Source organism: Blastopirellula sediminis (assembly GCF_020966755.1).
Taxonomy (GTDB): Bacteria; Planctomycetota; Planctomycetia; order Pirellulales; family Pirellulaceae; genus Blastopirellula; species Blastopirellula sediminis.
In genome coordinates this window covers 1,837,069-1,852,677 of record NZ_JAJKFT010000010.1, presented here as the reverse complement: position 1 = coordinate 1,852,677, position 15,609 = coordinate 1,837,069, and the positions used below count along the sequence as shown (strand labels likewise).

8 protein-coding genes are annotated in these 15,609 nt (G+C 57.7%); 1 reads left to right on the top strand and 7 read right to left on the bottom strand.

The features are described 5' to 3' along the window. Positions 1–370 precede the first annotated feature (370 nt). A complete protein-coding gene (locus tag LOC68_RS19155; RefSeq protein ID WP_230221728.1) occupies positions 371–1,123 on the top strand; it encodes a 3-keto-disaccharide hydrolase in 753 nt (250 codons plus the stop codon). Between the two features lie 77 nt (positions 1,124–1,200). On the opposite strand, the gene LOC68_RS19150 is transcribed toward LOC68_RS19155, so the two are convergent. The 7 genes from LOC68_RS19150 to LOC68_RS19120 form a co-directional block, all read right to left on the bottom strand. Continuing rightward, positions 1,201–2,667 carry a sulfatase gene (locus tag LOC68_RS19150; RefSeq protein WP_230221726.1) on the bottom strand — a complete coding sequence of 489 codons (1,467 nt, stop codon included), beginning with the start codon at positions 2,665–2,667 and terminating at the stop codon, positions 1,201–1,203. 196 nt (positions 2,668–2,863) lie between these two features. Further along, a complete protein-coding gene (locus LOC68_RS19145) occupies positions 2,864–5,206 on the bottom strand; it encodes an arylsulfatase (RefSeq protein ID WP_230221724.1) in 2,343 nt (780 codons plus the stop codon). 479 nt (positions 5,207–5,685) lie between these two features. Next, a complete protein-coding gene (locus LOC68_RS19140) occupies positions 5,686–7,119 on the bottom strand; it encodes a DUF1501 domain-containing protein (protein ID WP_230221722.1) in 1,434 nt (477 codons plus the stop codon). Between the two features lie 55 nt (positions 7,120–7,174). Next, on the bottom strand, positions 7,175–11,236 hold the full coding sequence (locus tag LOC68_RS19135; RefSeq protein ID WP_230221720.1) for a DUF1553 domain-containing protein: 4,062 nt from the start codon (positions 11,234–11,236) through the stop codon (positions 7,175–7,177). Between the two features lie 624 nt (positions 11,237–11,860). Continuing rightward, positions 11,861–13,447 (bottom strand): aldehyde dehydrogenase family protein, encoded by a 1,587-nt coding sequence (locus LOC68_RS19130; protein ID WP_230221718.1) that lies wholly within the window; start codon positions 13,445–13,447, stop codon positions 11,861–11,863. A 54-nt stretch (positions 13,448–13,501) separates the two neighbouring features. Next, positions 13,502–14,764: an MFS transporter gene (locus LOC68_RS19125; protein ID WP_230221716.1), complete on the bottom strand. Its 1,263-nt coding sequence runs from the start codon at positions 14,762–14,764 to the stop codon at positions 13,502–13,504. A gap of 34 nt (positions 14,765–14,798) precedes the next feature. Next, entirely contained in the window at positions 14,799–15,608 is an 810-nt protein-coding gene (locus LOC68_RS19120) for an ABC transporter ATP-binding protein (protein ID WP_230221714.1), read from the bottom strand. Position 15,609: the final 1 nt, after the last annotated feature.

Here is a 15,609-nt window from a genome sequence, read left to right as displayed (position 1 = left end):
GAGAAACACCACCTTACTTCGTCAAGTAGAGTGACGGACCCTATTTTGAGGAGACTGCTGAGGCGAGCAGCGACAAACAACTTGCTCCGCGCGACGACGCTTTTTGGCGGCGCTGGTGAACTTGGGCCGCCAGCGCGATAAAATGAAGCTTCGCCGGTGAATCTAGGAATGGCGACGGCACGTTGCCAACGAGCTCCGTATTTCGCGATTTTTACCTTGAATCCGCTTGCTGCGAACTCTACGCCTTTCAATAAGAACTTCTCCTTCTAATCGCCCCCCTTCTCCGCCAAGCATGCCCATGTACCGCTCGATCGATCGTCACTCGTTTTTGAACGCGACGAAATCACTTACCAATTTCCTGGAAACTGATATGCAGGTCTTATCATCGCTCGCCATCGTTGCGGTGTTGCTAATAACATTCCCAAGTGCCGCAGGGGCGCTAGAGCCGGAAGAGAAAGATCTCGGGTTTGTCAAGCTGTTCGACGGCAAAAGCTTTGCAGGCTGGCGACACAACGGCAACTGGGAAATACAAGACGGCGCGTTTGCTCGCGTGCGTAAAGGAGGCGACCTGACCTACGCTACAGGCCCGGCGCCAGACGACTTTGAATTGCGGTTCGACTGGAAGGTCTCGAAGGGATGTAACAGCGGAGTCTATTACCGTCCAGGTCAGGTCGAATATCAGGTCCTCGACGACGAGCATAGCCCTTATGGCGAAAACCCGCGGCAATCGGCCGCTTCGCTCTTCTTCTGCATGGCGCCCAGTAAGCGGGTCGCACATCCATTCGGCGAGTGGAACACGGCTCGAATCATTTGCAAAGGAACGGTGATCGAACACTGGCTTAACGAAGAGCGAGTTCTCTCCTTCGACTACGCCGACCCCAAGTGGGCGAAGCAGGTCGAACTGCTGGGCATCCGCGGCGGCGATCTGACCGGCCGCGGCGGTAAGATCTATCTACAAGACCATGGCCAAGACGTCTGGTATCGCAACCTGCGAATGCGCACGATTCCAGCCAACGAACAACTCACCCCAGATCCTAACTTCCAGCCGATACCGATCCCCGCAGCCGCACTCGAAAAAGAAGAAGCCCGCGTACAAGCCATGCTGAATCGCGCAAAGCCGTAGCTCGCGATTCGGGCGCATCTTGTTTAAGAAGAAGAAAGACCGCTAGCGATTTCTCGCCGCCGTTTCGCGTTCGCCCCTTACAACCGATCGGGATTGACCGGCGTGGTGGGCGTCTTCCCCGAGGCCTTCTTCCTCAGTTCACTGCGAAGCTGCGCGATCACAGCTTGGGCTCGCTCGTCTGGATCCTGGGCCAGGTTATTAAACTCGCTCGGATCGGCGTGATGGTCATATAGCTCGACGCCATACTTGCCGTCGCCCCATTCGGTGTAGCGGTACCGATCAGTGCGGATACTGCACCCCATGACCATCTCCGGCAGGCGGTCATCGGCCGGTCGCAGGACTTGCGTGACGGCTTGGCCATTCCACTGGGCGTGCGGATCATCGATCAATCGACGCAGACTTCGGCCGGCCAGATGTTCCGGCATATCGACTCCCGCCAGATCGGTTATCGTCGGATAGATATCGACAAACTCCACGATCCGATCGCAGGCTCCCTTCCCTTGCTGACCAGGGGCATAAACGATCAACGGAGCGCGAGCCGCTTGCTCGAACAGCGTACGCTTCTGCCAGACGCCATTGTGCTCGCCCAGGTGGTAACCATGATCGCTCCAGAACACGATGATCGTGTTTTCCGCGATCCCCAACTCGTCCAACGCCGACAGCAGACGACCGACCTGGGCGTCCACCATCGAGACGCAAGCGTAGTAGGCCTGGGTCGCTTTCAACAATGTCGGCTCGTCTAGCCCATAGTTCGGCACCGGGCAATTATGTGCGAATGCGGCCGTGGGAATATCGTCGCGGTCATCATCCGGGGCGTAAGGCAATCGCAACGACTGAAGCGGGTACATCTCGAAGAACTCTTTCGGCGCCACGTACGGCGTATGAGGTCGAAAGAAGCCGACGCCCAAAAAGAACGGTTCGTCCTTCTTTTCGCGCATGATCTTGATCGCTTCGGAGGCGATCATGCCGTCAGTCTGTTCTTCCGCAGCCCCCTCGGCGGCTAACCAACTGAGGGAAGCGCTGATCTTGCGATGCGGTTCGGCGTTAAAGATCAGCGATTCTTCGGCCTTGTCGCGTCCCTTCGGATTGACGGTCCGGTCCCACGAAGGAGGATCGTCGAAGCCATCCGTTCCAATCGCAGCCGGTACGTTGTAATGATAGATCTTCCCGACGCGCGCCGTGAAATAGCCCGCCCTTTGAAAGGCCTGCGACAACGTCACCACATCGGGCGTTTCGTCGCGAAAGTGGCGATCAAGATCGTAAACATTGATCTGATCGGGCCGCAGGCCCGTCATTACCGACGCTCGCGTTGGATTGCACAGCGGCAACTGGTTATAGGCCCGCTGAAAGCAAGTTCCCGAAGCCGCCAATCGATCGATGTTCGGCGTTTTCGCGACGACGTCGCCATAACATCCCAGCGTGCAAGCCAAGTCGTCCACCGCAATGAACAACACATTCGGCTTAGCCGCCTGAACAAGCGAGCCTTGGATCAGCACAGCGACCAGCGCACAGTGAGCCAGCGAGGCGGAATGGACAGGCTTCATGATGGCTTACGAAAAGGCTTTGCCGCGAAACATGAATACGCTAGAGGAGCGTGACTTCCATGGTACACCAAACTCGCAGGCATTTCAGAAGGTTCCGACCTACCAAGAGCCCCTCGGCGCAAGTCTTACCGCTCCAAATCAGATACAACTTCGAACGGACCAGACGAGTATGTACGACGAGCGAACTACACGTGCGTCACTTCAACTCGATCCTGACCTCCTTAATTTCGCCGCTGAAGGAGTGCGGCGCCGTGTAGTCTTCGGATACCGTTGAACCGAGATCACTACCGACGTCGAGCGTTTCGGTGGCCGAAAACCGAGCAGGCACAACGTGCGGAACTTCACCTTTGGCTACCTGTTTGCCATTCACGGAGAGCGTTACCGTCCCTCCGACTGCTGGATCGTTCTTCGTTACCGGGTACTGCTGGTAATCCATTTCGACTTCGACCTTGCCCGAGGGCAACTTGGAGTCAGCGACGATCTTCTTCCGTTCTTTGCCGAAGAAGTTGTACTCGTAGACAAGTTTTCCGTCTTCGACGTACAGCGTATAACCGCCAGAGCTGCCACCTTCGGCCACGATCACCCCGTTGACGCTTTCTTCAGCAAGGTCGAGCGATGCGGCGATGGTGTGAGTCCGCTGATAGAGCGGAGGCGCGCTTCCTTCGGGAATGCGATCGGCGCCTGACGCGTAGCTGAACGAGGTTCGCCCGCGGGTGACCGAGGGACGCTCTCGATTGACGGCCCGCTCGGCGAAGCGGTCGTCGAGTGGATAGACGTCATACTTTTCCGCTTCCTGGTCGAATGCCGCTTGCAGCTCTTTCAATTTTTCCGGGTACTTCTCCGCCAGGTCGACCGCCTCAGAGAAGTCCTCTTCGATGTTATAGAGTTCCCACTTGGCGTTGTCGAAGCCTTTTGATCCGGTCAGTTCCCAAGGAACTCCTTGGAATGCGGCTGCGACCCAACCCTTGTGGTAAATCGCGCGGTGTCCCCCGGTTTCGAAGTACTGCGTCTCGCGTCGCCCTTCAGCGTTGGGATCGGAAATGGTGTAAGCCATACTAATCCCAGCGATAGGCGTTTGCTCGACGCCGCCGACGGTCTTTGGTTCAGGAATTCCGGCCGCCTCGTAGATCGTCGGAGCGATGTCGATGGCATGATGAAACTGACTGCGCATCGTTCCGGCGTCTTTCACTTTTGCGGGCCAGGAAATCACCAGACCATTGCGGGTACCGCCGAAGTGTGACGGAACGCGTTTCATCCACTGGAACGGCGACGACCCCGCCCACGCCCAACCGACCGGATAGTGATTCTCGTGCTTCGGCCCGCCGATTTCCTGCAGTTCTTTCAGTTGCAATTCGACCGTATCGGGAATGCCGTTCTGCGTCATCATGTTGTTTGTGGTTCCGGTCAAGCTCCCTTCGGCACTGGGGCCGTTGTCGCCGGCAACATAGATGATCAACGTGTTATCGCCATCAGGCAGTTGACGCACGGCGTCGACCAGTCGTCCAACATGATAGTCCGTGTGAGCGAGAAAACCGGCGAACGCTTCTTGGTGACGAGCGTAGAGTCGCTTGGCGTCGTCCGATAGACTGTCCCAAGCGGGGATTTCCTGGGGGCGAGGCGTCAGTTTCGTATTCTCCGGCACGACGCCGATCTTTTTCTGTCGGGCAAGCGTTTCTTCGCGAATCTTATCCCAGCCCTGATCGAACTGTCCCTTGAACTTTTCAATCCATTCTTCCGGCGCGTGTAACGGCGCGTGGGTGGCGCCTGTCGCAAAGTAGACGAAGAATGGCTTGTCAGGATTGATCGACTGCTGCCGGTTGATCCACGCGATAGCGTCATCCGTAATGTCCTCGGTCAGGTGATAGCCTTCTTCTGGCGTTGCAGGTTGTTCGATCGGCGTTGTGTTGCGGAACAGTTGCGGATACCACTGACTTGTTTCGCCCCCCTGGAAACCGTAGAAGTACTCAAAGCCCAATCCTGTAGGCCAGCGATCGAACGGGCCAATTGGGCTGGTTTCCCAATCCGGCGTGTTGTGCCACTTGCCCCAAGCGGCTGTGCTGTAGCCATTGTCCTTTAACACTTCCGCAATCGATGCGCAACTGCGTGGCCAGACCGAGTGATAACCTGGATACCCGGTCGACAACTCAGTAATTGTGCCAAAAGCGCACTGGTGATGATTGCGGCCGGTAAGCAATGCAGCCCGCGTCGGCGAGCAGATCGCCGTAGTGTGAAAACGGTTGTATTTGACGCCCAACTCAGCGAGCCGATCGAGAGAAGGCGTGGAAATCGGTCCGCCAAATGTCGAGGGATGCCCGAATCCTAAGTCGTCGATCAGTATCAGCAAGACGTTCGGCGCACCCTGCGGAGGCGCGACCGGCTGCGGATAGTCCTGCTCGGAACCCTTGAATGTTTTTTCGATCTTGCCTTTGAATGACGGTTCCGACAGCGGAAGCTGCGAACGGTCGATCTGCTGGGCGAAGCAAGATGCTGGGATCAAGAGAAATAGAACGACGACAATACTCTGCAGCAACGCTCGCATGGCGTAACCTCCCACTTGCTCGGATCGTTCCTGGATAAGAGACGTGCACGACATTATCGACCGGATTACGCCGCGAGTCCATCAACTGGGATCAGCTTTAACCGCCCAAAGAGACTTCGACCCGAATTCCGATCCGCCATGTAGAGCTTAAACTTCGGCCTTTGATGTTCATTTGCGAGACTCCGGCCGAGCCAGCCTTATGAGCGAAAACAAATTCCTATCAATAACGGCTTATAGATCCTGCAAACGGCTCCAACTTTTCCGACACAAGATCGGACATACGAGCAGTGCTCGCCAAATCAACTTTTCTCCAGTGTCCGCAACTAGAAAGCAAGCCGCTGGAGCTGAAATCAATCCAAATCAGACACGACTTCAAACAGATCAGACATGCTGAATCATATGATGCGCCACCGAACTTCTCGGTAACGCAAGGAGGTCAGCCAGTGAGGCGCAGAAGCGATCGTGATGTGAGCAGTCGCTCAGGTCAAAATCTTGTGAATCACGTTTCCGTGCACGTCGGTCAGTCGGAAGTCTCTTCCACCATGTCGATAAGTCAGCTTCCTGTGGTCAACTCCCAATTGATGCAAGACCGTCGCCCACAGGTCATAGATCGTGCAAGGGTTTTCGACAGCGCGATAGCCGAACTCGTCGGTCGCGCCATGAATCGTTCCCCCTTTGATCCCGCCGCCGGCCATCCAAATGCTGAACCCGAATGGATTGTGATCGCGGCCATCTGAACCTTGCGAGAACGGCGTGCGTCCAAATTCGCAGGCCCAAACGACGAGCGTATCGTCGAGCAAGCCGCGCTCTTTCAGATCTTGGATCATCCCCGAGATCGGCTGGTCGACCTGCTCCGCCATCTTCTTGTGCCCCAGTTCCAGTTTGCCATGCTGGTCCCACGGATTCGGCGCACCGCCGGCGCCGATTCCAGCGGTAAGGCAACTCAGTTCGATAAACCGCACGCCCCGTTCCACCAGACGCCGAGCGAGCAGACATTGCCTCCCATAAGCCGCGGTGAGCGGATCTTTCGATTCGACGCCATACCGTTTGAGAGTCGCCGCGGTTTCTCCCGAGATATCGCAGAGCTCCGGCACCGCCGACTGCATGCGGAACGCGACCTCGGCATTCTTGATCGCCGCTTCGACCTGCGGATCTTGCGAAGTCGACTGCAAGAACCGACCGTCAAATCGCTTCACAAAATCGAGCCGACTGCGCTGCGCGAGCGAATCGCCATGCGGGGCGATGTTTTGAATCGCCTCCGCTCGATCGGCGTAGAGGGTCGATCCCTGGTGCTGCCCCGGCAGAAAACCGTTGCTGAAGAGTGCGACTCCCCCGTGCGGCGCCACGGCTGCGCCGCTTCGTAACACGACGAACGCCGGCAGGTTTTCATTTTCGGAACCGAGTCCATAAGCGGCCCAGGCCCCGGCGCTCGGATGTCCCATAAAGGGAAATCCAGTGTGCATCATGAAATTGCCTTGAGCATGCTCGTTGACGCTGGTCGTCATCGACCGGACCACCGCCAATTCGTCGGCGACCTTGGCGATTTCCGGAAACATCCCGCTAACCGGGATTCCCGACTGGCCTGACGGCGTGAACTTGAACGGGCTCGCCATGATGGCGCCATTGTTGTTGAACTGCGTTCTTTCGACCGTCACCGGCATCGGCTTGCCATGCAGCTTTTCGAGCATCGGCTTCGGATCGAACGAATCGACGTGCGATACGCCCCCTGACATGAAGCAGAAGATGACCCGTTTCGCCTTCGGCGGATGATGAAATTCGGACATCGCGCCACTCGGCGGCGGCGACTCGCTGCCGAGCGTAAGCCCCGGAAACATCCCGGAGAGCGCCACCGAACCAAAACCGAGCGAGCAGCTTTGCAGCAGACTACGGCGAGTGATGAACTTGGTAGACATCGAACGACTCTTTTCGTGAAGGACATTCGCAATCGCTGGGCGCGAGCGCTATCCGCTATTGCAGGTAAATCATCTCTTTCATCAGCAGGACGCCTCGCACGAGATCGGTCCAGGCCGCTTGCCGCACTTCCTGCTCCGAACCAGGCAGGCTTTTGATCTGTCGCTCGATCGCATCTCGTTGCGCCTGCAACTCTTCAAATTGCTTGCGGTTGTGGAGATAGATCCAAGCGATTTGCGACTCCGCTTCGCCTGCCAGGGGACTGGCGACGAAGGAGGCCGCGACTTCCTTGGCCGAGAGGGCTCGATCGTAAACACGAGCTTCGTGGATCCTGCCTTTCAGGAATCGCCCGTCGCTCGCCGGCAAGTGACGCAACCCCAACGTCAATTCCGTTTCCCCTTTCGGAAACTTGACCAGCTGTTCGACCTGATAACTTTCGCCATAGCGAATCCCATCGCGATAGGCGGTCACCGTTCCGTCGCTACCATACGTCACGACCATGTGGATCGGCTGACCGAGCATTTTCGTTTCGGCGGCGCCGGCTAACATTTTTGAGCGGTTGAAGTGATCGCTGCCGGCGATCCACTCCCGCGGAGCCTTTTCGCCGAACACGATCGCGTCGAACACCGTTCCCTGCTTCGTTTGAATCGAGAGGACGCCCCCTCCACCCTGGTCTAGCGTCTCAAGCTCGACCCAGACTTCGAGCGATTTTTCCTGCAAATCGACCTTCAGCGGTTCCGACTTTAGATAGTTGCTTCCGTCGACGATCGCGACCCCATCCCGCAAGAGGACGTTGTTGACGTTGGTCAGCTTCAACCCGCCGATCGAGTCTTGCAGCCCCTGGCTAAAATCCCAGGCAGCGAATGGAGCGGGAGTCTTTTCGACCGCGACCGTCGTCCTCCCAGAGTCTTTCGCTGCGGCGAGAATCCGCTCCTCACCCCGACCGACTTCGGCCAATTCCCCTTCAAGCCGCTTTCGTTCTTGCAGACGCTGCGTCTCGCCCAGAGCGACCGTTTCGAGATAGCGGGCGGCCCACTGCGACTCTTCCTTGCTCGGCTCGCGGCCGAGTGCCGCCTGAAACAACAGTCGCAACCGCTCGGCGTCGTCGCTCGCTTCCGAATTGGCGAGCGTCCGCTTCGCCAGCGCCGTGGCCATGCGAAAGACCTGCTCGTCGTTCATCAGCATCAAGGCTTGGGCCGGAACGTTGGTCGCGTCGCGACGCCCTTTCGCGGTAAACGGCTCGGGAAAGTCAAATGCCCGCAGGAACGGGTCAAGATCGTTTCGCTTGACCAGGACGTAGACGCTTCGGCGATTCGAGTTGCCGGAAACGGGCGGACCATAAAGCGTCCCATCCATTTCGCCGCTGATTTGCAAAAGCGAATCACGAATCGCCTCCGCTTCCAAGCGACGAACCGGAAAGTGGGACAAGAGGCGGTTTTCGGCGTCGTGCAGTCGGGCTTGATCGGACGGCCTGGAAGAAATTCGCCACGTGTGCGACAGGGCTATCTCGCGGACGAGCGTCTTGATCGACCACCCCTCATTCGCAAACTTCACAGCCAGCCAGTCCAGCAATTCAGGATGGGTCGGCTCTTCTCCCATTCGTCCGAAGTTGTCAGGAGTCCGGACCAAACCGGCGCCGTACATGTGATGCCAAATTCGATTGACGATCACTCGCCGCGTCAGCGGGTTGTCAGGCGCCAAGACGCTGTCGGCCAATTCCAGGCGTCCGCTCGCGTTCGTAGCGTACGGCCTGGCGTCAATCGCTTCCAAAAAGCGGCGTGGAATCACTTCGTCGGGCGACTTATGATCGCCGCGAACATAAAGCGGTTGATCGTGCGGCGTCGCTTCGGCCAGACCAGGCGCGCGTTGCGGCACGGGGATCTGATTTTCCAAATTCCGATAGCGGCTAACCAGATCTTTGAGCTGCAAGTCGCCGTCGAGCTTATTCGCCAGAACCTTTTCTTCCAGGCAAGCGGACAAGAGATCGGCCTCAGCGCTGGTTAGCTTGTCGGCCTCCCAATGTTCGATCGCTTGTCGAATCGCGACGATCGAACGCTCATTAAGTTCTTCGAGCGATTGCGGCGGCGTCGCATTCCCTGCCAAAAGAAGTCCGTAAGCGTCGCGGTGCTTTCTGGTAGGAGGCGCCATGCCGCTCGGGGCGATCACCACCTCGCGAACGCCAAACCACGAGCGTTCGTCCCGATCACGCGGAGCCGGTGCGTCGAGCGCGGTCGAGATTTCGACAAACGCATCGTCGCCGCTCCAGTAGCCCACTTCCATCTTCTGCCACTTCCAATCTTTCCCGGGACGGAACGAGGGGAAGATATTGCCATAGCGGGGGTAGTGTTGAACAACCGTGCGGCCGATCGATTTGCCGTCGCCGCAAGCCAACACCCAGACAGCCTGGTCTTTTGCGACGCGGATATCATCTGAACTAAATCGCGCCGCATGCTTGGTCGAGAGGGTATGGGAATAAACTCCCTGCGGATAGAAATCATGGATGACCTGATCGCCGGCGAGGGCGACCGTCCATGCAGTCTTGGCCGGATCGTTCAGATCGAGGCCCAGGCCCGTACGGAACCATTTTGACTTTTCGGCCGCCGACTCAAACTTCCAATCGCGGGCATCCGGATGTTCGACAAACGCTTGAAGCGCCGCTTGCTCTGATTCCCACTCACGCTGTAATTCTTGCCAAGCATCGGTCAGCGCGGCGCCCTCCTTTAGCTTTTGCTGCAGGGCATCTCGCAAGGAACGCAAACTAGCTCCGTTGGCCTGTTGCAGCTTGTCGCTCCAGACTTGCGCCTGGCGACTACGAATTTCCTGCTTCAGTTGCGTCAACTGTTCAACATTCGTCCGCTCGACTTCCGGCAGATCGATCACGCTTCGTCCCGGTCGACATGAGCCGAGAATACCAAACAGGGCGTAGTAGTCCGCCTGGCTGATCGCATCGAACTTGTGATTATGACAACGGGCGCACGAGACGGTCAGCCCCATCGTCCCTTTGGAGAAGACGTCAATCATATCGTCGACAAAGCGGACCTTTTCGGCCAGCGCGTCGGTCGGCAAGTAGCCATGAAAGACCATCCGCCACTGGGCCGGTCCAATCGCCGATTCGTTGATCTGCAAGTCTTGGTTAACGCGGGGAGTCTCCAGCAGATCGCCCGCGAGATGCTCGCGGATCAGCTGATCATAAGGAACGTCGGCGTCGAGCGCCCGAATCAGATAGTCGCGGTACCGCCAAGCTTCGCCGATATCGGGATCCCCTTCCGAGCCATGCGTATCGGCGTAACGAAACCAGTCCATCCAATGCCGCGCCCAATGCTCGGCGAATTGCGGCCGGGCGAGCAATTCGTCGACGAGCAGCGCGTATGCTGCATTTCGCTGTGCGGCGTCGGGCGTTTCGAGCCCCGGTTTCCACCGCTGCAACTCGCTCGGCGTCGGCGGAAGACCGATCAAGCTGAAGTAGAGACGGCTGATAAGGATCTCCGCCTCGGCGTCGCCGGACGGCGTAAGCCCTTCCGAGTTCAAACGATCCAGAATAAAGCGATCAACGTCGCTATAGCACCACGCGTCGTTTTCGACAGTCGGCGGCGCGGCGGAGCGAATTGGCTGAAAGCTCCAGTGGAGTTTTCTTGTTTCCAGCAACTGGGGCCAAGGTAAGCCGCTGGCCAACTCTTCTGTCGAAACCGCCTTGTCGCGCGGATCAAACGCCCCCAGCTGAATCCACTTCGCAAAATCGGCGAGGACCGCATCGCTTAGCTTTGGCGCCGACTTCGGCATCTCGTAGCCGATCTCTTCGTGACGCATCGCTCGCAGCAACAAACTCTCTTTCGGTTTGCCGGCAACGATCGCCGGACCAGAATCTCCCCCGTCGAGCAGCCCCTGACGAAAGTCGACCGCCAGGCCCCCTTCGGCCGTTTTGGCGCTGTTGTGGCAACTGTAGCAATGCTCGATCAGGACGGGACGAATTTTCGCTTCAAAGAAGGCCTGCCGTTCCTCTTCGGCGATGGCGGAAGAGGCGATCAAACCGACCCCCAACAATCCCCAAAGCACGACCAGGTACGCCCGGTAAGAACCAACGGGAATATAGGCGGAGGACGATAGTGTTCGCGTGTTCATAGGTAGGGAGTTCCTTCCACGCTCGAATCGGCGATCGCATCGAGCCAAACCGGAGCTGAGCTAAGCGACAAGCGCTCCAAGGGAGGTGGCGTTTTATGCGACCTATCTATAGGCGGGTGAAGCCCTTAGTGTATTTCGCAGCTGAAAGGAGCTTCAAGTATGAAATGCTGTGGCGGTGGTTTCTTGGCAAATTTCACGCGACGCGGGCGATGCGCGACTGCACTAAGGCTTTTTTTGCGAATCTGTCGGTCCGCCGCTTCAATTCTAGTGGGAAATCGCTCGTCCCGTCCGTGGAAATAACAACGGAAATGCCCTGACGTAAATCACGATCATGCGTCAACGTCTCACGCCAAGAAACAAACAGGGGCATCGGATGATTCCGATGCCCCTGTAGTGGAGGCAGCGGGAGCGAAAACCCTCAGGAATTCGCCACCGCAACATGCTGTGAATAGGACACTTACAAAAGCAGCGATTTTTGCCGCTGGAGCCTAAATCGGCCAAAATCAGACACGAGTTCAGAAGCATCAGACAAGGCCGAAGCCAACGTCCCAACAACGAAACTTCCCGCTAGAAAACTCAGGCACTCTAGCGGGAAGTCGCTTGATTTGCTCCATCCATCGACAATTACGCGTCAGCGACGTCTCCCGTCGTCCACTGACCGTCGATGTTCCGCCACAGTTGTCCGCTCGGATTCTTGTTTTGCAACTCTTCAGGCAAGTGATTGTGGCGTGCCTGATCGTACGACTGGAGTACGGCGAATCGTCGCATCGCGTTCGGGATGCCGACCGATGTGAAGCCGGGATGGCCGGATGCGGGGAACGGTCCGCCATGTCCCATGCCGATGCTGACCGGCATGCCGTTGGGCATCTTGTCGTCCATGAAGCGGCCAACCTTGCGGCGCAGTCGCGGGGCGAGCGTCGCGTACGCCGCTGCATCCGCTCCGTCGGTGCTGCTGTAGATACAGCCGGCCAATTGGCCATGAAGCGAGTCAATCACCGCTTTGGCTTCGGCGATATCTTGGCAGACGACGAACATCGCCGCGTTTCCGAACGCCTCGGTTTGCAATGCCGCCGGCGACTTCAGAAAATCGGCGCCGCTGACCTGGAACAACGTATTCGGATGGCTGTACCCTTCGCCCTTGGATTTACCTTCATCGCTGATGACCGTCGCGCCGGCTTTCTTCAAAACCTCGATCTTCGCGACGAGGTTCTCCAACGTCTTCTTAGAACCGAGCGTGCCCGGCGTCGATTCGTCAAATTTCGACTTGATGGCGGCGATGAAGCCCTGGCTCTCGGCGCCGTCAATCACAATCGCCAAGCCAGGCTGCGTGCAGAACTGTCCGGTTCCCTTCAGGCAGACGTTGCCAAAGCGGTTTACCAGTTCTTCCCCCTGTTCGCGAATCGCGTTGGAGAGAAAGACGATCGGGTTGACGCTCGACATCGCAACGTAAATCGGCTTGCCCACCGCATCGGCAGCCGCTTTGAGCGCCAGGCCGGCCGCAGTACCGCCAGTGAACGCCGTCGCTCCAATACGTGAATCAGCAACCAGGCGTTTCCCATCCGCGTGGCTCAGGCGATACAAAAACTGAACCATGCCCGCCGGCAGATCCGCTTCTTGCGAAGCCTGAAAAGCAAGTTCGGCCAAAATCTTCGTCGTGCCAGGGGCTGACGAGTTCGCGATCGCGATCACCGGGTTTCCAGCCGCAACCGCCGACGCAAAATCACCGCCAGAGATCGTGTTCCACGACAACGGAAAGTTGTTCGGGCTGAAGATGGCGACAGGTCCGATCGCCGCCAACATCGAACGCATGTCGCGTTTCGTCTCGATCGAAATCTGCTTCCACGAACGATCTGCTGCGGCGTCAGCCGCTTGGCGAATTTGATCGGTCGTGCGGTCCATTTCGCGGCCGGCAAGACGCTTCTCGGGCAAGCCGCTTTCCTGACTGGCCAATTGACCAATCGACTCGCGATTCGCCTCCATCAAGTCGGCCAGTCGGAGCAGGAATTTCTGGATTCGCTTCGGCGAGATTTCCAGCAGTTGGTCGGCCGCTTCGGCCGCCGCGGTTAGCGCCGCGTCGCAATCTTCCCAGGCACTAACCGGATATTCGCCTGACAGCGGCTCTTGGGTGATCGGGTTTTCCGCGCGAAACGTTTCGGCGCAGTTGGCCGCTCGCCATTGGCCGGCGATCAATACGGGGGCGATTTCTGACATGGTTGCGTTCCTATAATTGGAGGAGCGTTGTTTGAATAGGGTTTGAAATAATGACTAGCCAGGAGTTGACGTTTGCTGATTGCCTTCGACTTCGGGAGCGGCGATCACCTCTGGCGGCGCGACGAGCGCAATCAGCGCGATTGCGATCCCCAGCATCGCAATCGGGGTAAATTGGTAAGGCTGTGGCGTCACGTCGACCGCCCAGCCAAGTAGCGGAGCGATGATCGAGATCCCCAGCGATTTGGCCTGCGACTCGACGCTCAATACGGTCGCCATGACGCTGTCGTCGGCTTCATCCGCTACGCGGCTGATTAGGATCGGTCGCCAGATGTTCTGCATGACGGCCAACAGCACAAAGCTGAGAATAGCGAGCATGGTCCACGCGGTAACGATTCCCAGCAAAAGCAGCAGAAACGCAGCCCCATAGGCGATCCATAAGTAGCGAGCCGCTCTTCGCTCGCTTCCCAGCGCTGCTGCAATCGGACCGGAATAGCGCGAAGCGAAACTCCCCAGGACGTACAACACCGCGTAGACGATGGCGATCAGAACAGCCGTTCGCTGCGTCGTTTCCCAGGCAGCGAACAAGGGAAGCGCCAGAGCGACGTTTTGAATCAATGGTTGTAAATAGTCTTTGCTGGCGCCGTACATTCCTTCGTAGGCCATCGACTCGGTGATCGGGCGACGTAGATTCTTCGCGGCGAAACATTGCCAAGTTGCTCGCCAAAGCAAGACCAGCGTTCCTCCGCCATCCGTTTTTTGCTCGATGGAAAAATCAAGCGACTTCGGATAGCCGAGAAAATTGACGATGTTCAAGGAGGCCGGGATCGCACTGATCCAGAAAATGACCGAATAATCCTCCAGCCAAAAGACGAGCGCCGCCGCCAGGACCACCGAGATCGCCGAGCCCATCTGCGACCAACTGCGAGTCACGCCATAAATGTGCGTTTTCTCTTTTTCACGTCCTTGGCTTTTCAGCCAGGCGAAGATGATCGCTTTGTGCGTTCCGGTGCGGAACGCCTCGCCGATCGAGAAGGCGAACATCGCCACAAACAGGGCGACGAGCGACGTCGTGAACCCAAACGTGAGAAACGCCGCGACGTAGGCGACATGCGACAGGATCATCGCCCAACGTCTGCCGACGGCATCGGCGATCGCCCCGGTCGGAATCTCTAGCAAAGCGACGCAGATTTCGCGAAACCCGATCAACAAACCGATCATCGCGAACGACAGACCTTTGTCCAGGAACGCCAAAATCCAGAACGGCGCAAAGTAGCGCTGGTTCTTCAGCAGTCCATAGAGACAAAAGCGAAAAATCAAGGTCGTTCTCGATATTGAAAAAAGGTGAGAGGCGTTATGTCGCTAGCGTTTCGGTCATTGGCCGCAGCGGAATGCAGTAAGGGGCGTCGGAATGAGGATCAGTCAAAATCGCAGCCTCGACCTGAAAGACATCCGCTAACAAGTCACGGGTAACGATTTCGCGCGGCGAGCCGCTCCGCACGATTCGACCTTCACGCAATGCGATCAGATGCTGCGAAAAGCGAGCCGCATGGTTGATGTCGTGCAAGACGAGCACGATCGTCCGACGCCGACCCTGGTGCAGCCGCTCTAGCAGGTTCAACACTTCCAGTTGATGAACCATGTCAAGGAACGTCGTCGGCTCGTCCAATAGCAGAATCTCGGCATCTTGCGCCAGCGCCATTGCGATCCAGGCCAACTGTCGCTGCCCGCCCGAAAGCTCGCCCAATGGCCGCTCGGCCAGATGTTGAATTCCGGCCATCTCCAGCGCGTCGTCAATCTTCGCTTCATCCTCGTGCGTAATCGTTCCGAAAAAGCCTTGATGCGGGTAGCGGCCAAGCGCGAGAAGTTCGCGAACCGATAACCCTTCCGGCGCTTCCGGGTTTTGCAGCAAGACCGCCAACTGCCGAGCAACCTGCCGCGTCGACTGCTGATGAATCGCTTTGCCGTCCAGATAAGCGGCGCCGCTCTTGGGCGGCATCAACCGCGCTAGTCCCTTGAGCAAAGTCGACTTGCCGCAACCATTGGGCCCTATGAGCGTCGTGATCTGCCCTGTCGGTATTTCGAGCGACAACTGACGGATGACCTCGGTCTGGTCATACGCAAGGGTCAGTTGATCGCAACGAAGCCGGTCGCTGTTCGCCATG

Coding starts and splice junctions, on each gene's coding strand:
- LOC68_RS19155 (WP_230221728.1), top strand. CDS start 371: ATGCAGGTCTTATCATCGCTCGCCATCGTTGCGGTGTTGCTAATAACA.
- LOC68_RS19150 (WP_230221726.1), bottom strand. CDS start 2,667: ATGAAGCCTGTCCATTCCGCCTCGCTGGCTCACTGTGCGCTGGTCGCT.
- LOC68_RS19145 (WP_230221724.1), bottom strand. CDS start 5,206: ATGCGAGCGTTGCTGCAGAGTATTGTCGTCGTTCTATTTCTCTTGATC.
- LOC68_RS19140 (WP_230221722.1), bottom strand. CDS start 7,119: ATGTCTACCAAGTTCATCACTCGCCGTAGTCTGCTGCAAAGCTGCTCG.
- LOC68_RS19135 (WP_230221720.1), bottom strand. CDS start 11,236: ATGAACACGCGAACACTATCGTCCTCCGCCTATATTCCCGTTGGTTCT.
- LOC68_RS19130 (WP_230221718.1), bottom strand. CDS start 13,447: ATGTCAGAAATCGCCCCCGTATTGATCGCCGGCCAATGGCGAGCGGCC.
- LOC68_RS19120 (WP_230221714.1), bottom strand. CDS start 15,608: ATGGCGAACAGCGACCGGCTTCGTTGCGATCAACTGACCCTTGCGTAT.